The following is an 18694-nucleotide window of genomic DNA, read 5'->3' as shown; positions in this document are numbered from 1 at the left end:
CGGCGGGCCGGTCTCACCCCACCAGCCGCAGCCGCTCCCCGCACACCCCCACCCGTACGGTCTGCCCCCACGTCAGCTCCACCGCGTCCGTGTCCATCCCGTCGCCGAAGACGGTCAGCCGCTCCGACTCGACGGTGAGCCGGAGTCCGGCGGGACCGGCCAGCTCGCCGCCGACCAGTGACGTGCCGGTGGCAGGCGACGGCCAGGCCTCGCGCACGAACCAGAGCAGACGTTCCTCCGAGGGGTGTGGCAGGCGCAGCGCGCTGCCGCGTTCCTGCCACACCGACCGGAGCCATCCGGTGGCTCCGGTGCCGGTTCCCACCAGCACCCCGGAGGATGCCTGGGCCTCGACGACACCCCCGTCGCCCTCCAGGCCCAGGCGGTATCTGGCCGTCTGATGTCCGACGGCTCCCAGGTAGATCTCGTTGAGCGCGACGAGCCGCTGGGTGTCGTCGGCGACCGCCTCGACCATGGTCAGCTCGTCCGCGCCGGTGTTCCGCGCGTGCACCGAGGGAAACAGCGCCGGCGCCGCGCCCGGGCGGTGCCGTACCAGGACTCCGGGATTGCGCCCGGGGTCGGTGTCGAACCCCAACACGGGCTGTCCGGCGAGGTACTTGGCGACGTTGGCGACGAGCCCGTCCTGGCCCACGACGGCCACCACGTCCTCCGGCGCGAACAGGAACCGGTCCAGGTCGGCCCGCTCCACCCGTGCCTGCCGCCAGGTCAGCGGTACCGCAGCGGAGACCTCGGCCAGTGCCTGCCGGGTGCGCCGGTGCCGTTCGGCGACCTCCTCGATGTCCCGGCCGCGCGAGCCGAGGAAGAAGGCGGCCTGCCCGTGCGTACCGTGCCGGGCCACCAACTCCTCGTACTCCGTGGTGCGGTGGACGATGACGACCCGTGGGGCGAGACTCACGCGTCGGCTCCGGTCTCCCCGCCGCCGAGCTTGGCGAGCAGCCCGGTCAGCACGTCCGGCGACACGGTGAGGCTGTCGATCCGCGGCAGGTTCTCCGCGAGCCGTGTCGCGGTGAGCGCGCGCAGGGTGGCCACGTCCACCTCGGCGTGCACCCGCAGCCAGGCCGCCTGTGCCTGGGCCCGCGCCTCGCCCACCTCGCGGGCGCCTTCGGCCTCGGCGCGGGCGAGCCGTACGGACCGGGTCGCCTCCGCCTCCGCGCGGACCGCGTCCGCCGCCGCGTGCTCCTCGGCCTCGCGCCGGGTGTTGATGCCGCGCTGGTCGACCAACTGCTCTTCACGGCGGGCGAGTTCGATCTGGCTGTCGAGTTCGTTCTCGGCGATCGTCCGTTCCCGCTGTACGGCGACGGCCCGGCGTTCGTAGGTCGCCCGGTCCGCCTCCTGCTGGATCTGCTCGCGGGCCGGGGTGCGCAGCGCCCGCTCCACCTCGGGCTCGGGCCGCACCGCCATCACCCGTACCGCGACCACCTCGATGCCGGTGGCCGGCAGCCGCGGTTCGGCCGCGAGTCCCGCGGCGATCCGCTCCCGTACGGCTGTCACGCCGTCGACGAGGGCGGCCGCCAGCGGCGTGCGGGCGAGGACGGCCAGCGCGTGCTGCTGGGCGGTCTCCGTCAGCAGGGTGCCGAGTTGTTCGAGCGGGGTGCCCCGCCAGGCGCCGGTGTCGGGGTCGACGGAGAAGTCGAGCCGGGCCGCCGCGACCGCCGGGTCGTTGATCCGGTAGGTGACGGTGGCCTGCACCGACACGTCCTGGAAGTCGGACGTACGGGCGTGGAAGGTCATGGCCAACTCCCGGTCGTCGACCGGTACTTCGGAGAGTGTGGCGGTCAGCGCCCGGAACCAGAAGCTGAGTCCGGTGCCGTCGTGCGCCAGTTCGCCCGCGCGGTGGTGCCGGATGTGCGCCGTCGGGGCGCCCCGCAGGTGGCGCCAGCCCAGGCGCCGGGTGATGTCGGCCATCGGATTCCCACTGTTCCCTTCACCGGTTCTCGTCATGGAGACGATAAACGCGCTCCCCGCTTGTCGTCAAGAGGACGAAAACCGGGCACGGGGAAGCGGGGCGAGTGGAAAGGGAGCAAGAGCGGGCAGAAACGGTCGAGAGGCGGGTGAACGCGCCCCTCGGTGGTCAGGATGGAGCCATGGGATTCCAAGTCGACTCCGAAGCCGGGCGGCTGCGCCGCGTCATCCTGCACCGGCCGGATCTAGAGCTCAAAAGGCTCACCCCCAGCAACAAGGACGCCCTCCTCTTCGACGACCTGCTGTGGGTGCGCCGGGCGCGCGCCGAGCACGACGGCTTCGCGGACGTGCTGCGCGACCGGGGTGTCGCCGTCCACCTCTTCGGTGACCTGCTCGCCGAGACCCTGGAACTCGGGGCGGCCCGCTCGCTCGTACTGGACCGGGTCTTCGAGGAGAAGGAGTACGGCCCCCTCGCCGCCGACCACCTCAGGGCGGCCTTCGAGACCCTGCCCTCGGCCGAACTGGCCGAAGCGCTCGTGGGCGGCATGACCAAGCGGGAGTTCCTGGCGGCCCACCCCGAGCCGACCTCCGTCCGCTTCCACGTCATGGAACTCGACGACTTCCTCCTCGCCCCCCTCCCCAACCACCTCTTCACCCGCGACACCTCCGCCTGGATCTACGACGGCGTCTCCGTCAACGCGATGCGCTGGCCCGCCCGGCAGCGCGAGACCGTGCACTTCGAGGCGATCTACCGCCACCACCCCCTCTTCCGCGACGAGCGGTTCCACGTCTGGTCGGAGGGGCAGGCCGACTATCCGTCCACCATCGAGGGCGGCGACGTCCTGGTGATCGGCGGCGGCGCCGTCCTGATCGGGATGAGCGAGCGCACCACGCCCCAGGCCGTCGAGATGCTCGCCCACAAGCTCTTCGCGGCCGGCTCCGCACGCACCATCGTGGCCCTCGACATGCCCAAGCGGCGCGCCTTCATGCACCTGGATACCGTGATGACGATGGTCGACGGCGACACCTTCACCCAGTACGCGGGGCTCGGCATGCTCCGCTCGTACACCATCGAACCGGGCGTCGGCGAGAGGGAGTTGAAAGTCACCGACCATCCGCCGGAGCACATGCACCGCGCGATCGCTGCCGCCCTCGGACTGGGTGAGATCCGGGTCCTGACCGCCACCCAGGACGTGCACGCGGCCGAGCGCGAGCAGTGGGACGACGGCTGCAACGTGCTCGCCGTCGAGCCGGGCGTCGTCGTCGCCTACGAGCGCAACGCCACCACCAACACCCACCTGCGCAAGCAGGGCATCGAGGTGATCGAGATCCCGGGCAGCGAACTGGGCCGGGGCAGGGGCGGCCCGCGCTGCATGAGCTGCCCGGTGGAACGGGATGCCGTATGACCGCACGGCCGGAACGGGTGTTCGCATAGACATGCCGGGCGTCGTATAGAATTCCAGGCGTTCCCGTACCTGTGCCCGTACCCGTATCCCTGGAGCGCCCCCATGGCGACAGTCCCGACCGCCCTCGCCGGCCGCCACTTCCTCAAGGAGCTGGACTTCACCGAGGAGGAGTTCCGCGGTCTGATCGAGCTGGCCGCCGAGCTGAAGGCGGCCAAGAGGGCCGGGACCGAGACGCGGCACCTGAGCGGCCGTAACATCGCGCTGATCTTCGAGAAGACCTCGACGCGCACCCGTTGCGCGTTCGAGGTCGCCGCCGCCGACCAGGGCGCCTCGACGACGTACCTGGACCCGTCGGGCTCACAGATCGGGCACAAGGAGTCCGTGAAGGACACCGCGCGGGTGCTGGGCCGGATGTTCGACGCCATCGAGTACCGGGGCGACAGCCAGACCGACGTGGAGGAACTGGCGGCGTACGCGGGGGTGCCCGTCTACAACGGTCTCACCGACGACTGGCACCCCACCCAGATGCTGGCCGACGTGCTCACCATGACCGAGCACAGCGCCAAGCCGCTCCACGAGATCGCCTTCGCCTACCTCGGCGACGCCCGCTTCAACATGGGCAACTCCTACCTGGTCACCGGCGCCCTGCTCGGCATGGACGTACGGATCGTCGCGCCGAAGAGCTACTGGCCCGCCGCGGAGATCGTCGACCGGGCCCGCGCGCTCGCCGGGAAGAGCGGCGCCCGGATCACCCTCACCGAGGAGCTCACCGAGGGCGTGGCGGGCGCCGACTTCGTCGCCACCGACGTCTGGGTCTCCATGGGCGAGCCGAAGGAGGTCTGGGCCGAGCGGATCACGGCCCTCGCGCCGTACGCCGTGACCATGGACGTGCTGCGCGCCACCGGCAACCCGGACGTCCGGTTCCTGCACTGCCTGCCCGCCTTCCACGACCTCGGCACCAAGGTCGGCCGCGAGATACACGACACCCACGGACTCGACTCCCTGGAGGTCACCGACGAGGTCTTCGAGTCGGCCCACTCGGTCGTCTTCGACGAGGCCGAGAACCGGCTGCACACCATCAAGGCGCTCCTCGTCGCCACCCTCGCCTGACCCGGCCCGCGTCCGCGCGGGCCGCCGTCACGCCGGACGCCACCGCGCCGGTACGACGGGCAGCCGGAACCAGACCGCCTTGCCCGACTCGGTGGGGCGGTGACCGCACGACGAACTGAGGGCGCGGATCAGCAGCAGTCCGCGCCCGTGCTCCTGCCAGGGGTCCGGCTCCTCCGCGGGCGGCTTGGTCAGGCTGTCCGGCGGCTCGGGGTCCGGGTCGTGCACCTCGACCTGGCAGCCGGTCGGCCGCACCTCCACCACCAGCTCTATCGGGATGTCGCCGGAGGTGTGCTCCACCGCGTTGGCGACCAGTTCCGCCGTGAGCAGTTCGGCGGTGTCGCTGTCGGCCGTGTGTTCCAGGTCGGAGAGGGCGGTCCGGACCAGCGCGCGGGCCACGGGTACGGCCGCGGCGGTGTGCGGCAGCGCGATACGCCAGGAGGCGGAGGCGGAGGGGCGATCTTGCAAGGCGGGTCCGTTCATGGAGCAGGCTGTCCTGCTTTCAACTTCACGAATGGTACGGCGCGTCCCGGCAGGAGCGCTCGACGGGCGCTGTACGGGACCTTCGGCCCGGTACCGGGCGGTCTACCCACGCCGACGCCTTCCCTCCCGTAGGTGCTCCTGTTGTTACCGCGCCATGGACGACTCGTGACGCGGGCGACCGGGACCGGCCATATTCGTGACCCGCCTATCGCGCACTCATGACGACAGTCATATACCGGTGATAACTTCGAGGGTGGAGCTGTCCGACGAGGCAGGGCCCGCGCCACCCGCCCGAGGAGGCCGCACGTCATGAGTCCCTTCACCGGCTCCGCCGCTTCCACCGCCCGCTGGCGGCACCTGCGCGTCGAGACCGCCGACGGGGTCGCCACCGTCACCCTCGCCCGCCCCGAGAAACTCAACGCGCTCACCTTCGGCGCCTACGCCGACCTGCGCGACCTGCTCGCCGAGCTGTCCCGCGAGAAGTCCGTACGGGCCCTGGTGCTGGCCGGCGAGGGCCGCGGCTTCTGCTCCGGCGGCGACGTCGACGAGATCATCGGCGCCACCCTCGCCCTGGACACCGCCCAGCTGCTGGACTTCAACCGGATGACCGGGCAGGTCGTCCGGGCCGTACGGGAGTGTCCGTTCCCGGTGATCGCCGCGGTGCACGGCATCGCGGCGGGCGCGGGCGCGGTGCTCGCGCTGGCCGCGGACTTCCGGGTCGCCGACCCCACCGCCCGTTTCGCCTTCCTCTTCACCCGCGTCGGCCTCTCCGGCGGCGACATGGGCGCCGCCTACCTGCTGCCCCGCGTCGTCGGCCTGGGACACGCCACCCGCCTCCTGATGCTCGGCGACCCGGTCCACGCCTCCGAGGCCCAACGCATCGGCCTCATCAGCGAGTTGACGGAGGAGGGCCGCGCCGACGAGGCGGCCCGCACGCTGGCCCGCCGGCTGGCCGGCGGGCCAGCCCTGGCGTACGCCCAGACCAAAGCCCTCCTCACGGCCGAACTGGACATGCCCCTGTCGGCAGCGGTGGAACTGGACGCGGCGACCCAGGCCCTGCTGATGAACGGCGAGGACTACGCCGAGTTCCACGCGGCGTTCACGCAGAGACGCCCGCCGAAATGGCGGGGGCGGTGACCGTGCCGGCCCCGTCGGCGGGGGAGACGGCGCGACCGGCCACGACGAACCCGCGGCCGGCCGGGAGGACCGGCCGCCCCCTCCGGGTGGCGGTCATCGGCGGCGGCCCCGGCGGCCTCTACGCCGCCGCCCTGCTCAAACGCCTCGATCCGGCCCGCGAGGTCACCGTCTGGGAACGCAACGCCCCCGACGACACCTTCGGCTTCGGAGTCGTCCTCTCCGACGAGACACTCGGCGGCATCGAGCACGCCGACCCGGCCGTGTACCGGTCGCTGCGGGCCGAGTTCGTGCGCTGGGACGACATCGACATCGTCCACCGGGGCGTCCGGCACACCTCCGGCGGCCACGGATTCGCGGCCCTCGGCAGGAAGCGCCTCCTGTCGGTCCTGCACGACCGCTGCCGCGCGCTCGGCGTGGAACTCCGCTTCCGCACCGAGGCCCCGTACCCCGCCTGGCTCGCCGAGACCCACGACCTCGTCGTCGCCGCCGACGGTGTGCACAGCACCACCCGTGAGGCCTACGCGCACGTGTTCCGGCCGCGGTCGACCAGTCACCGCTGCCGCTACATCTGGCTCGCCGCCGACTTCGCCCTCGACGCCTTCCGCTTCGAGATCGCCGAGACCGGACACGGCGTGGCCCAACTCCACGCCTACCCCTACGCCGTTGACGCCTCCACGGTGATCGTCGAGATGCGCGAGGAGGTCTGGCGGGCCGCCGGCTTCGGCGAACCCGACGTACGGCAGTCCGTCGAACGCTGCGCCGAACTCTTCGCGGACCCGCTCGGCGGACGCCCCCTGCGGTCGGACAACTCCCAGTGGAGCACCTTCCGCACGGTCGTCAACGACCGCTGGTCGTACGGCAATGTGGTCCTCCTCGGCGACGCGGCCCACACCGCCCACTTCTCCATCGGCTCCGGCACCAAGCTCGCCGTCGAGGACGCGCTCGCGCTGGCCGCCTGTCTGCGGGAGCACGAGGATGTGGCGGAAGCCCTCACCGCGTACGAGGCCGAACGGCGTCCCGTCGTCGCCTCCACCCAGCGCGCGGCCCGCGCCAGCCTGGAGTGGTTCGAGGAGCTCGCCGCCCATCTCGACCGGCCGCCGCGCCAGTTCGCCTTCAGCCTGCTCACCCGCAGCCGCCGCGTCACCCACGACAACCTGCGACTGCGCGACGCCCACTTCACCGAGGCCGTGGAGCGGGAGTTCGGCTGCCCGCCCGGCACCCCGCCGATGTTCACACCGTTCCGGTTGCGCGGCCTGACCCTGCGCAACCGGGTCGTCGTCTCCCCGATGGACATGTACTCCTGCGCCGAGGGCGTCCCCGGCGACTTCCACCTCGTCCACCTGGGCGCCCGCGCGCTCGGCGGCGCCGGACTGGTCATGACCGAGATGGTCTGCGTCAGCGCCGAGGGCCGCATCACCCCGGGCTGCGCCGGCCTCTACACAGGCCGCCAGGCCGACTCCTGGAAGCGGATCGCCGAGTTCGTGCACCGCGAGGCGCCCGGCACCGCGCTCGGCGTCCAGCTCGGCCACGCCGGACGCAAGGGCTCCACCAAGCGCATGTGGGAGGGCATGGACGAACCCCTGGAGGACGGCAACTGGCCGCTGGTGGCCGCCTCCCCGATCCCCTACAAGCCCGGCAGCCGGGTCCCGCGCGAGCTGTGCCGCGCCCAACTCACCGACATCCGCGAACAGTTCGCCGCCGCCACCTGGCGGGCCGCCCGGGCCGGCTTCGACCTCCTCGAACTCCACTGCGCGCACGGCTACTTGCTCTCCGGCTTCCTCTCCCCGCTGACCAACACCCGCACCGACGCCTACGGCGGCAGCCTCGCCGGACGGCTCCGCTTCCCGCTGGAGGTCTTCGACGCCGTACGAGCGGCGTGGCCGGAGGAGCGCCCGATGACCGTGCGGATCTCCGCCACCGACTGGGCCGAGGGCGGCACCACGGCCGAGGAGGCCGTCGAGATCGCCCGTGCCTTCGCCGCGCACGGCGCCGACGCCATCGACGTCTCGACCGGACAGGTGGTGGCCGAGGAACAGCCCGAGTACGGACGGTCGTACCAGACGCCCTTCGCCGACCGCATCCGGCACGAGACCGGCACCCCCGTCATCGCGGTCGGCGCGATCTCCTCCTGGGACGACGTCAACTCCCTCATCCTGGCCGGCCGCGCCGACCTCTGCGCGCTGGGCCGCCCCCACCTCTACGACCCGAACTGGACCCTGCACGCCGCCGCCGAACAGGGCTACGACGGCCCCGGCATCGGCTGGCCCGCGCCCTACCGGGCGGGCAACCGGCCCCCGCGCACCGGCCGCACGGACGCCCCCAAGCCCCGCCTCACGCTGGGCACTTGAGGACACACGGGCACACGGGCGTACCGGCACGCGGGAGCACCGGCACGCAGGCGTACGCGCGCGACCCCACGGGCTACGTCATCGCGGAGTGATGCCGGGGCGGAGCGACCCGTCAGCCGCCCGCGAAGACCGCCCCCGCGTCCCGCAGCCGCTCGTGCAGCCCCCGGAACACCTCGGCCGAGCGCACGCCGGGCCAGTCCCGGGGGAGCAGGCTCGCGGGCAGCCCGGGGTCGACGTAGGGGAGGTGGCGCCAGGAGTCCAGGGCGAGGAGGTAGTCGCGGTACGCCTCCTCGGGCGGGGTGTCGGCCCGCCGCTGCCACGCGCGGAGGACGCGCGCGTGACGGTCGAGGAACGCCTCGTGCTCCTTGGCGATCGCGGCCAGGTCCCACCAGCGGGCGACGGACTCGACGGTCGGCGCGTAGCCGAGGTGTTCGCCCCGGAAGAAGTCGACGTAGGGGTCGAGCCGCAGCCGACGCAGCGTGTGCCGGGTCTCCTCGTAGAGGCGCGCGGGGGCGATCCACACGCCGGGGGCGGCGGTGCCGAAGCCGAGGCGGGCCAGCCGGGAGCGCAGGAGGTGCCGCTTCTGCCGCTCCGACTCCGGCACCGAGAAGACGGCGAGCACCCAGCCCGCGTCGCGCGCGGGAGCGGTCGCGTAGATACGCCGGTCGCCGTCGTCCATCAACTGGCGCGCTTCGGGGGACAGTTCGTACCCCGCCGCGCCCTGTGCCGTACGGGCCGGGACGAGCAGCCCGCGCCGTTTGAGCCGGGACACCGACGAACGCACGGAGGGTGCGTCGACGCCCGCGGCGGCCAGGAGCCGGATCAGTTCCGCGACCGGAACCGGGCCGGGCAGGAAGCGGCCGTACGCGCCGTAGAGCGTGACGATCAGAGACCGTGGAGCATGCTGGTCGGACACGTTGATCATCTTAGGTCGTCGGCATCATTGCTGGTCACCATCTGTGCGCAACCGGAACCGCTGAAGCTTGCCGGTCGCGGTGCGGGGCAGGGCGGCGAGGAACACGATCTCGCGCGGGCACTTGTACGGCGCCAGCTCGGAGGTGAGGAAGCCGCGCAGGGCCTCGGCGTCCCGGCGCGCGCCCTCCCGCAGTACGGCGTAGGCCACCACCACCTGTCCGCGGGCCGCGTCGGGCCGTCCGACGACCGCGGCCTCCACGACGTCGGGGTGGCGCAGCAGCGCGTCCTCCACCTCCGGGCCCGCGATGTTGTACCCGGCCGAGATGATCATGTCGTCGGCGCGGGCGACATAGCGGAAGTAGCCGTCGCTCTCGCGGACATAGGTGTCCCCGGTGATGTTCCAGCCGTCGCGCACGTAGTCGCGCTGCCGGGGGTCGGCGAGGTACCGGCAGCCGACGGGGCCGCGCACGGCGAGCAGCCCTGGTTCGCCGTCCGGGACGGGCCGGCCGTCGCCGTCCACCGTGCGGGCCTGCCAGCCCGGTACCGGCAGCCCGGTGGTGCCGGGCCTGATGCGGTCGTCGGCCGCCGAGATGAAGATGTGCAGCAGCTCGGTGGCACCGATGCCGTTGATGATCCGCAGTCCGGTCCGCTCGTACCAGGCCCGCCAGGTGGCGGCCGGCAGGTTCTCCCCGGCGGAGACACAGCGCCGCAGGGACGAGAGGTCGTGCGCGGCCGGCTCCCCGAGCATCGCGCGGTACGCGGTCGGGGCGGTGAACAGCACCGACACCCGGTGCCGCGCGACGGCCGGCAACAGCAGCCTGGGACCGGCCTGTTCGAGGAGCAGGGCACTGGCGCCGGCCCGCATCGGGAAGACCACCAGACCGCCGAGTCCGAAGGTGAAACCGAGCGGAGGGCTGCCCGCGAAGACATCGTCGGCGCGGGGCCGCAGCACCTGCCGGGAGAAGGTGTCGGCGATCGCCAGCACGTCCCGGTGGAAGTGCATACAGCCTTTCGGCCGGCCGGTCGTGCCCGAGGTGAAGGCGATCAGCGCGATGTCGTCGGACGCGGTGTCCACGGCGGTGAACGGAGTGCCGGGCGCCGGCCGGTTCAGCAGGTCGTCGGGGGCGTCGCCGCCGTACGCCGTGATCCGCAGGCCGGGGATCTCCGCCTTGACGAGGTCGTCGAGGGCGCGGCTGTCGCAGAGGGCGTGCCGCACCCGGGCGATCTCGCACATCGTGCGCAGTTCGTGCGGGCGCTGCTGGGCGAGTACGGTGACGGCGATCGCGCCCGCCTTCAGCACGGCGAGCCAACAGGCGGCGAGCCAGGGTGTGTTGAGGCCGCGCAACAGGACCCGGTTGCCGGGGACGACGCCCAGGTCACCGGTGAGGAGATGGGCGAGCCGGTCGACCCGGGTGCGCAGGTCGCCGTAGCTCCAGGTGGCGCCGGTGGGGGTGTGGAAGACCGGGCGCCCGGGGTCGTGGTGGTCCAGGAGGGCGGCGGCGCAGTTCAGGCGCCCGGGGTAGCGCAGCTCCGGCAGGTCGCGGGGGAGGGCCGGCCACTGCTCCGGGGGCGGGAGGTGGTCGCGCGCGAAGGTGTCGACGTGGGCCGAGACGTTCATGGCGGTTCGCCCCCTCGTGGTGGTGGGCTCGCCCCTGGAGCGTATCGTGTTGGTGACGACAGTCAACGCTACGCGATATCTTCGCGGAGACCGGACAGGGAACGGCACGGCACCTGGGGAGCCACCGAAGAGGGGACCGGCGATGCCCGCATTCTCGCTCGAACCGGCACAGACCGCGTGGTGCGCGGAGCTGCGCACCCTGGCGGCCGAGCGGCTGCGCCCCCTCGCCGAGCAGGGCGAGCCGGGCCGCGTCAACCGCGACCTCCTCGCCGAACTCGGTCAACTCGGCCTGCTGAAGCGCCTGTTCGACTCCGGCGCGCTCGACCTCTGCCTGCTGCGCGAGTCCCTCGCCTACGCCTGTACGGAGGCCGAGACAGCCCTCGCCCTCCAGGGACTCGGCGCCCACCCCGTCCATGCCCACGGCACCCCGGCCCAGCGCGCCCGCTGGCTGCCCGGGGTGACCGACGGGACGGCGGTGGCCGCTTTCGCGCTGACCGAGCCGGGGGCGGGCTCGGACGCGGCGGCACTCTCCCTGCGCGCGGACCCCGACGGCACTTCGCGCTGGCGGCTCACCGGCGAGAAGTGCTGGATCTCCAACGCTCCCGAGGCCGACTTCTGCACCGTCTTCGCACGGACCACGCCCGGCGCGGGCGCGCGCGGTGTGACCGCCTTCCTCGTCCCGGCCGACCGGCCGGGCCTCACCGGCGCCGCGCTCGACATGCTCTCGCCGCACCCCATCGGCACCCTCGACTTCGACGGCGTGCCGGTGACCGTGGACGACGTACTCGGCGGGGTCGACCGGGGCTTCCGGGTGGCGATGGAGACACTCAACCTGTTCCGGCCCAGCGTGGGGGCGTTCGCCGTCGGCATGGCCCGGGCCGCCCTGGACGCCACCCTCGCGCACACCTCCCAACGGGACGCGTTCGGCGGCAAGTTGCGGGACCTCCAGACCGTGGCCCACCAGGTCGCGGAGATGGCGCTGCGCACGGACACGGCCCGGCTGGCGGTCCTGGCGGCGGCGACGGCGTACGACGAGGGCGCCCCGGACGTCCCGAAACGGGCGGCGATGGCGAAGCTGCTGGCCACCGAGACCGCGCAGTACGTCGTCGACACGGCGGTCCAACTGCACGGCGCCCGCGCCCTGTCGAGGGGCCACCTCCTCGAACACCTCTACCGCGAGGTGCGCGCCCCACGGATCTACGAGGGCGCGACGGAGGTCCAACGGGGCATCATCGCCAAGGAGTTGTACAAGGAGTTCGACCGGTGAGCGCGGAGCGGGTCAATCCGCCCGCCCTCTCCCCGCCCGCCGGCTTCTCGCACGCGGTCGTCGCCACCGGGTCCCGGGTGGTCTTCCTGGCCGGCCAGACCGCGCTGGACGCGCACGGCGAGGTGGTCGGCGACAGTCTGCCCGAGCAGTTCGAGCGGGCGCTCACCAACCTGCTGACGGCGCTGCGCGCGGCGGGCGGCACCCCGGCCGACCTCGCCCGGGTCACCGTCTACGCCACGGACGTCGCCGCCTATCGCCACCACGCCGCCCGACTGGGCGCGATCTGGCGGGAGTCGGCGGGCCGTGACTATCCGGCGATGGCGGTCGTCGGGGTCGTACGCCTGTGGGACGAGAAGGCGATGGTGGAGCTCGACGGGTTCGCGGTGCTGTCCTAGCGGGGAACGAACTGTCAGCCCGCGAAGGCGAGTTGGCCGTTGCCGACCCGGCCCGGGGCGACGACACGGCCGTCGGGCAGCAGGGCACCCGTGTCGTCGAAGACGATGACGCCGTCACACAGCAGGGTCCAGCCCTGCTCGGGGTGGGCGGAGACGACATGCCGCGAGCTGTTGTCGGCGGCGGGGCACGAGGATTGGTGGGCACACATGGCGCACCTCCATCTAGGCGGGACCGTCCGGCTGGACCGTCCGTACGAGTAGAGCATCCTCCCCTCGCGAACTCATCGGAACGGCAGGCCGAGAAGCGTGACAACAAGCGGACAACACCCGGACGGAGCCGCGACGACCGGTACGGGGAAGGGGCCGTGACGGTCGGCACACGGATGGCTCCACGACGGTCGGGTGCACGCCGCGTCCGCGAGGGCCCGCGCGGTCGGGATCGCAGGCTGGTCCACGCGTGACTCGCCACCGTAGGGGTGACGATCACGACCCTGGTTCCGCGCGACCGGTACCAGTGGGGGCCCCACCATCAGGAGGCTTCCCATGTCCGTCCGTCCCGCCCTCGCCGCAGCGGCCGGCGCCGCGCTCCTCCTCCTCGCCACGGCCACCGGCACGGCCGCCGACCCGTCCGAGACCCTGACCGTCGACCCGAGCGGCACGATCGCCACGGACGGCACCGTCACCCTCTCCGGCACCTACCGCTGTACCGGCGCCACCGGCCCGGTCTTCGTCAGCTCGGCCGTGGCCCAGGGTTCCGCGCTGGTCCGCCACAGCATCGGCGGCACCCGCGCGGTCTGCGACGGCGTCCAGCACCGCTGGCAGAACTCGGGCAAGACCTCACCCGGCACCCTGTCCGCGGGCCCGGCCGACGTGGAGGCGACCCTGCTGGAACTCCGCCCCCAGGGCGGACTCCCGCTGCCCTACTTCCATGCGCGCCAACAGCAGGCGGTGACCCTCGCGCGCGGCTAGCCCTCCGGCAGACCACCGGCCCGATTCCGCCCTCGGGCGCGCGAAGAAAACGGGACGCGGGCCGTGTCGTCCATTTCGTGAAACGGGGTGGAGGAGCGGGTGGCGGGGGAAGTCGCCACCGCCGAATTCCCACTCGTGACGCCTCGCGACGAGAAATGCTTACGGTCGCTGATGTCGCACCGTGCGTCGCCTGAGACAGCCCCCAACGCTCCGAGAGTCCCCAGTTCACAGGGGTTCTCGGATTCCGCAGATCAGATAATTAGGAAAATGGAGGTTATGTGTAGAGCCAATTTAATAGACCACCTGTATGCCTCAAAGCTGATCACGAATATGCCAAGATCGCTCACCCATAATGTGTGGGCAGGCGGCTCTGAGTCTTTCTGGACCTTCCCCGAACTGCCGCCTCCTCACAGGAATTGGGTCCCTATGACGCGCAAAAACCTTGTCATGCCCCTACGGCGCTCGGTGTCGGCATGGGCCGGCTCGGCCCTCACCCTCGTGCTCGCGTTGGGCATGGTGGCAATGACCTCGACTCAGGCCAGTGCCATCGCCACCCCGGTTCCGCTCGGCACGGCGAGCAGCTTCGCCGTCCTGGGGGGCCAGTCGGTCACCAACACCGGGCCGACGACGGTCACCGGTGATCTCGGAGTCAGCCCGGGAACGGCGATCAGCGGATTCCCGCCCGGCCTCGTCAACGGAGCCATCCACTCCGCCGACGCCGTGGCGCTTCAGGCTCAGTCGGACCTCACCACGGCCTACAACAACGCCGCCGGACAGGCCCCCGACGCCAGCCTCCCCCCGGACCTCGGCGGACTCACCCTGGCCCCCGGCGTGTACAACGGCTCGTCGTCCATCGGCCTCACCGGCACGCTGACCCTGGACGCCGCTGGTGACCCCAGCGCGGTCTGGGTCTTCCAGATCGGATCGACGCTGACGACCGCGTCCGCCAGCCGGGTCCTCCTGACCAACGGCGCCTCGCCGTGCAACGTGTTCTGGCAGATCGGCAGTTCGGCCACGCTCGGGACCAACACCACCTTCGTGGGCAACATCCTCGCGCTGACGTCGATCAGCGCCAACACGGGCGCGACCATCAACGGCAGGGCCCTGGCCCGTAACGGATCCGTGACGCTCGACACGAACACGATCACCCGTCCCCAGTGCGCCGCGGACACGACCGGCGGCACGACCGGCACCACCACCACGGGAACGACCGCGGGCACCACCACCGGCACCACGGCGGGCACCACCGGCGGCGTCCTGGGCGGCGTCCTCGGCGGGGTCGTCACGGGCGGCACCACCGGCGGTACGACGGGCACCACCACGGGCACCACCGGCACCACCACCACGGGAACGACCGCGGGCACCACCACCGGTGGCGTCCTCGGCGGCGTGCTGGGCGGGGTCCTCGGCGGCGTGGTGACGGGCGGTACCACCGGCGGCACCAACGGCGGCGTCGTCGGAGGCACCACGGGCAGTACCACCATCGGCGGCGCCACGATCGGTGGCGGCACGATCGGCGGTGGCAACGGCGGAAACGGCAACGGTCACCACCACGGGCACGACCACGACCACGGCAAGCCCGGGCACGGTCACGACCACGGCAAGCCCGAGCAGGGCCACGGCCACGACCACGGCGGCAAGCCCGGTTACGGCGACAAGCCCGGCAACCAGGGCGGCTACGAGGAGAACCAGGGCTACGGCGACCAGCCCGGCAAGCCGGGCGACGACCGCGACCACAGCGGCCACGCCGGCGAGCACCAGGGTCAGGACAACCGTGAGCACGGTCAGGACACCGACCACCACGGCCGTGACCAGCACGACCAGCACGACCAGCACGACCAGCACGACCAGCACGACCAGGGCGAACACCCGGCGGGCCACGAGGACCGCGAGGGTCACGAAGTCCACGCCGACTGAGTACGGCTCCCCTCGGGGCCTGACGCGGAACGGTAAGCGGGCCGAAGGGGCCCGGCAGCAGGGCGGCGTGCGTGCGGGGTCACTTCAGATCCCGGCGTACGCCGCCCGGTTTTCCACCCATTCATCGTGCACCATCACATCGGGAAGGCTGGTGGGCCTGTGCCAGGCGGTGTCGAGACAGCGGAAGTGACGGACCGGGAGCGAGCCGCTGACAGAAGACCCCCACGGGAAGAGCCCCAACTCGGCGCTCAGCGAAGCCTGTTGGGATGGGTTGTGCGAGCGGTCGCGGCCCTGTGCCTGGCGACGTCGCTCGTCCACCTGCTCATGGTCTTCCTGCACGTGGCTCCGCCCAACGCCATCTCCCAGCGGTACAGCCGGCAGATCGACGCCTGGGTGTACCCACTGTTCGAGCAGAACTGGAAACTGTTCGCGCCGGACCCCGACTCGGTCAACCGGCAGTTCTCCGCGCGAACCGCGCACACGAATGCCGACGGCACCATGACGGTCAGCACCTGGTTCGACCTGACCGCCGTGGACGACGCCGCCGTCGAACACGACCCCTTCCCCAGCCACACCGCACAGAACATGCTCCGCCGCGCCTGGACCGCGTACGTCGACACCCACGGCGGCGACGACCGCGCCCACTCGGATCGTGCCTACATGCTCCAGCAGTACCTGCGGAACATCGCCGTGGACCGCGTCGCCGAGCACCGCCACGGCGCCTTCGAATCCATCCAGATCCGGGTGCGTACGCACCCCGTCCCCGCGCCCGTCCCCGGTGGCGGACCGCGCCCGGCCGTGGCCGTGGCGGGGCTCCCGGCCACGGAGACCCGCCTGCTCCCCTGGTGGAAGGTGACCCCCCGTGGAAACTGAGCAGCTCCCCGCGGCGGCGTCCGTACCCCGCCAGCACTCCCGTCGGCCGGCGGACACCCCCGTCCCGGCCCGGCTCCTCGGCCGAGCCGAAGCGCTCCGCGCCCTCCTCACCGAACGCCCCGTCTCCCTGTACGCGGCGTCGGCGCTGCGCATCGGATACGGACTTCTGTACTTCGCCTTCCTGGTACGCGAGTTCCCTCACCGGAACACGATCTGGGGCCCGGACTCGCCATGGACACCGGAGCTGGCGAAGGAGCTGTTCGGTCAGACGGGCTGGGCCAGCGTCCTCACCCTGTCCGACAGTCACGCGTACTTCGAGCTCTGCTACACGTCCGCCCTCGTCATCTCCGCCCTGTACGTGCTCGGTTGGCGGACCAGGGCCGTGTCCGTCCTCTTCGCGGTCGTGGTGGCGTCGTTCCACGCCAGGGCGATCCTCATGACGGACGGCGGGGACAACCTGATCCTGCTCATCTCCGTCTACCTCGTCTTCACGGCCTGCGGGCGACGCTGGTCGCTCGACGCCCGCCGGGCCCGGCTCCGTTCCGCAGGCGGCGGCCCGGCCCACCGCACGGGCATCCGCCGCTGGAGCGGCGCAGAGGCCGGCAGGCCGCGCCATCCGCTCGCGGCGGCCCGGGAGACCGTGACGGTGGTCGTGCACAACTGCGCCATGCTGGTCATCGCCGGCCAGCTCTGCGTCCTGTACGGATCCGCGGGCCTGTACAAGGTGCAGGGCGGCACCTGGGGCAACGGAACGGCCCTGCACTACGTCCTGAACCTCGACCTGTTCCGGCCGTGGCCCGCCCTGTCCCAGCTGGCAGACAGCCACCCGCTGCTGATCGCGCTCATCGGCTACCTGACCGTACTGGTCCAAGTCGCCTTCCCGTTCGCCCTGTTCAGCCGGCTCAAGTACCCGGTCCTGGTGCTGCTGCTCGGCATGCACAGCGGCATCGCCGTGCTGATGGGGCTGCCCCTCTTCTCCGGAGCGATGATCGTGGCCGACGCCGCGTTCCTCCCCGACCGGTTCTACCGGTCCCTGGGAAGCCTGGCCCGACGGCTCTTGCGTACCCTCCGCCCGTCCGGCGGCACTCCCGACGCGGCGGTGCCCGGGCACGACTCCGCCCGGCCCACGTCACCCACGTAACCCAGTTCACGCAGCTGAGCGCGCGTAATCCAGTTCACGTAGCCCAGCGCGCGTAACTCAGTTCACACGATTCGGCGCGCGTAACTCAGTTCACACGACCCAGTTCGCGTGATGCGGCGCATGGGACGCACCACCTCGCGTACGGTGACGGCCAGTTGTGGCCGGTGTCGTACGCGAGGCCGTTCGTGGGGGAGGCGCCACACTCCCGCAGCGGACGAACCGCGGGGGCGGGAGTCAGGATGAGTACCCCTCTGCGTGGCGGCTCAGGGGAGAGCGGGGCTGTCACCGCGTACGGCCGCGGCGACGGCGAGGGGAACCCGCGGAGAGGACGGACGAGCTGCGTGCCGCTCGTCGAGCAGAGACCCGGAGCCGGTGATCTCGATGAGGCGGGCCATGATCGGCGGCGGATGGTGCAGTCGGAGGGTGGTTCCGGCGTCGGTCGCGAGCCGGGATGCCGCGAGGAAGGCGTTGAGGCCGCTGACGTCGCAGAAGGCGAGCGCCGTGGCATCGACGTCGACCGTGCGGATGCCGTCGCGCGCGCAGGTGGCCAGCGTGAGGCCGAGCAGCGGGGCGGTGGTCACGTCCATTTCGCCCGCGAGGATGATCAGGGCGCGGGTGTCGTGGTCGCGTCGGTGGACGTTCAGCCGGGGAAGGGCCATGGCTCCTCGGTTCGCCATGTCTCTCGGAGAATGTCGCTTGGCAGGGCCGGGGCCCGGTTCTCTCGGCGGTCCGCCGATGCGGGGCTGTGCCAGGTGGTAGGTGAACGGCCGTTCCGGCGGCCCGAGTTCGCGGACTTGGGCGGACTGGGGGGCGAAACGTCGTCGGGGATGCTGCGGGGGACCGGACGAAGGTTCGCGCCCGGGGGCATCGTGTGCTGGAGACGTGCCGCCCGAGGCCCGGACGGCAGTATTGGAAACGCCTTGATGTCACCCTAGGCATAGGGCAGTTGGAGCGGTGATCGGAGCCCCGGATCGCTCGCCGTCACGACGGGCGGCGGCGACCACCGGCACCGCTCGCCCTCGCCCGGCCACGCGTCTTTCGCTGAACCCGCGCAGCCGGCCCCGGGGAAGGCACCCCGGAGCGGCCGTAGTGGAAGGCGGACTTACGGTCGCCGTGCTGCGAGTTGAGCAGGCGGAGCAGGAGTACCCCGACGCCGATCATCGCCACCATCACGACCACGGTCACGAACGTCTCCATG

General features: G+C 72.0%; 18 protein-coding genes. 10 read left to right on the top strand and 8 right to left on the bottom strand.

Annotated features, from left to right (window positions below; translation table 11 throughout):
• Nucleotides 1-13: 13 nt before the first annotated feature.
• Together ABZT12_RS26570 and ABZT12_RS26565 are read right to left on the bottom strand one after the other, a co-directional pair.
• Nucleotides 14-913, bottom strand: a complete 900-nt coding sequence (locus ABZT12_RS26570) for a hypothetical protein (RefSeq protein WP_356389083.1) — start codon at nucleotides 911-913, stop codon at nucleotides 14-16.
• Nucleotides 910-1923: an SPFH domain-containing protein gene (locus ABZT12_RS26565; RefSeq protein ID WP_356389082.1), complete on the bottom strand. Its 1014-nt coding sequence runs from the start codon at nucleotides 1921-1923 to the stop codon at nucleotides 910-912. The genes ABZT12_RS26570 and ABZT12_RS26565 overlap by 4 nt, the downstream gene beginning before the upstream one ends.
• A gap of 179 nt (nucleotides 1924-2102) precedes the next feature.
• Here ABZT12_RS26565 and ABZT12_RS26560 point away from each other — a divergent pair, with 179 nt between their 5' ends.
• A complete protein-coding gene (locus ABZT12_RS26560) occupies nucleotides 2103-3326 on the top strand; it encodes an arginine deiminase (RefSeq protein ID WP_356389080.1) in 1224 nt (407 codons plus the stop codon).
• Between the two features lie 102 nt (nucleotides 3327-3428).
• Nucleotides 3429-4436 (top strand): ornithine carbamoyltransferase, encoded by a 1008-nt coding sequence (gene argF, locus ABZT12_RS26555; protein WP_356389078.1) that lies wholly within the window; start codon nucleotides 3429-3431, stop codon nucleotides 4434-4436.
• 27 nt (nucleotides 4437-4463) lie between these two features.
• On the opposite strand, the gene ABZT12_RS26550 is transcribed toward argF, so the two are convergent.
• A complete protein-coding gene (locus tag ABZT12_RS26550; RefSeq protein WP_356389076.1) occupies nucleotides 4464-4916 on the bottom strand; it encodes an ATP-binding protein in 453 nt (150 codons plus the stop codon).
• A 309-nt stretch (nucleotides 4917-5225) separates the two neighbouring features.
• On the opposite strand from ABZT12_RS26550, the gene ABZT12_RS26545 reads away from it, so the two are divergent.
• The gene (locus ABZT12_RS26545; RefSeq protein ID WP_356389074.1) at nucleotides 5226-6053 is read left to right on the top strand and encodes an enoyl-CoA hydratase family protein; all 828 of its coding nucleotides are present in this window, start codon (nucleotides 5226-5228) and stop codon (nucleotides 6051-6053) included.
• A complete protein-coding gene (locus ABZT12_RS26540) occupies nucleotides 6038-8401 on the top strand; it encodes a bifunctional salicylyl-CoA 5-hydroxylase/oxidoreductase (protein ID WP_356389072.1) in 2364 nt (787 codons plus the stop codon). Before ABZT12_RS26545 ends, ABZT12_RS26540 begins: the two co-directional genes overlap by 16 nt.
• Nucleotides 8402-8513: 112 nt before the next feature.
• On the opposite strand, the gene ABZT12_RS26535 is transcribed toward ABZT12_RS26540, so the two are convergent.
• Nucleotides 8514-9326, bottom strand: a complete 813-nt coding sequence (locus ABZT12_RS26535; RefSeq protein WP_356389070.1) for a PaaX family transcriptional regulator C-terminal domain-containing protein — start codon at nucleotides 9324-9326, stop codon at nucleotides 8514-8516.
• A gap of 15 nt (nucleotides 9327-9341) precedes the next feature.
• Complete coding sequence (locus ABZT12_RS26530) at nucleotides 9342-10934, bottom strand: AMP-binding protein (RefSeq protein ID WP_356389068.1); 1593 nt, start codon at nucleotides 10932-10934, stop codon at nucleotides 9342-9344.
• A gap of 142 nt (nucleotides 10935-11076) precedes the next feature.
• Between ABZT12_RS26530 and ABZT12_RS26525 the strand changes: the two genes are divergently transcribed.
• Nucleotides 11077-12201 (top strand): acyl-CoA dehydrogenase family protein, encoded by a 1125-nt coding sequence (locus ABZT12_RS26525; protein ID WP_356389066.1) that lies wholly within the window; start codon nucleotides 11077-11079, stop codon nucleotides 12199-12201.
• Nucleotides 12198-12596: a RidA family protein gene (locus tag ABZT12_RS26520; protein WP_356389064.1), complete on the top strand. Its 399-nt coding sequence runs from the start codon at nucleotides 12198-12200 to the stop codon at nucleotides 12594-12596. The genes ABZT12_RS26525 and ABZT12_RS26520 overlap by 4 nt, the downstream gene beginning before the upstream one ends.
• A 14-nt stretch (nucleotides 12597-12610) precedes the next feature.
• On the opposite strand, the gene ABZT12_RS26515 is transcribed toward ABZT12_RS26520, so the two are convergent.
• Nucleotides 12611-12805: a DUF5999 family protein gene (locus ABZT12_RS26515; RefSeq protein ID WP_356389062.1), complete on the bottom strand. Its 195-nt coding sequence runs from the start codon at nucleotides 12803-12805 to the stop codon at nucleotides 12611-12613.
• A gap of 334 nt (nucleotides 12806-13139) precedes the next feature.
• On the opposite strand from ABZT12_RS26515, the gene ABZT12_RS26510 reads away from it, so the two are divergent.
• The 4 genes from ABZT12_RS26510 to ABZT12_RS26495 all read left to right on the top strand — a co-directional run bounded on the left by ABZT12_RS26510 (nucleotide 13140) and on the right by ABZT12_RS26495 (nucleotide 17496).
• Nucleotides 13140-13565, top strand: a complete 426-nt coding sequence (locus ABZT12_RS26510; RefSeq protein WP_356389060.1) for a DUF6299 family protein — start codon at nucleotides 13140-13142, stop codon at nucleotides 13563-13565.
• A gap of 447 nt (nucleotides 13566-14012) precedes the next feature.
• Nucleotides 14013-15482, top strand: a complete 1470-nt coding sequence (locus ABZT12_RS26505; RefSeq protein ID WP_356389058.1) for an ice-binding family protein — start codon at nucleotides 14013-14015, stop codon at nucleotides 15480-15482.
• A 273-nt stretch (nucleotides 15483-15755) separates the two neighbouring features.
• Nucleotides 15756-16355, top strand: coding sequence for a DUF5819 family protein (locus tag ABZT12_RS26500; RefSeq protein ID WP_356389056.1), 600 nt, complete (start codon nucleotides 15756-15758; stop codon nucleotides 16353-16355).
• Nucleotides 16356-16482: 127 nt separating this feature from the next.
• The gene (locus ABZT12_RS26495; protein ID WP_356389173.1) at nucleotides 16483-17496 is read left to right on the top strand and encodes an HTTM domain-containing protein; all 1014 of its coding nucleotides are present in this window, start codon (nucleotides 16483-16485) and stop codon (nucleotides 17494-17496) included.
• 263 nt (nucleotides 17497-17759) lie between these two features.
• Here ABZT12_RS26495 and ABZT12_RS26490 read toward each other — a convergent pair whose 3' ends face one another.
• Together ABZT12_RS26490 and ABZT12_RS26485 are read right to left on the bottom strand one after the other, a co-directional pair.
• Complete coding sequence (locus ABZT12_RS26490) at nucleotides 17760-18155, bottom strand: STAS domain-containing protein (protein WP_356389054.1); 396 nt, start codon at nucleotides 18153-18155, stop codon at nucleotides 17760-17762.
• A 322-nt stretch (nucleotides 18156-18477) separates the two neighbouring features.
• A complete protein-coding gene (locus ABZT12_RS26485) occupies nucleotides 18478-18693 on the bottom strand; it encodes a hypothetical protein (RefSeq protein ID WP_356389052.1) in 216 nt (71 codons plus the stop codon).
• Nucleotide 18694: the final 1 nt, after the last annotated feature.

This window comes from Streptomyces sp. NPDC005423 (genome assembly GCF_040606415.1).
Lineage (GTDB): Bacteria > Actinomycetota > Actinomycetes > Streptomycetales > Streptomycetaceae > Streptomyces.
The sequence above is the reverse complement of the archived record's forward strand: the minus strand, read 5'-3'. Positions and strand labels throughout refer to the sequence as shown.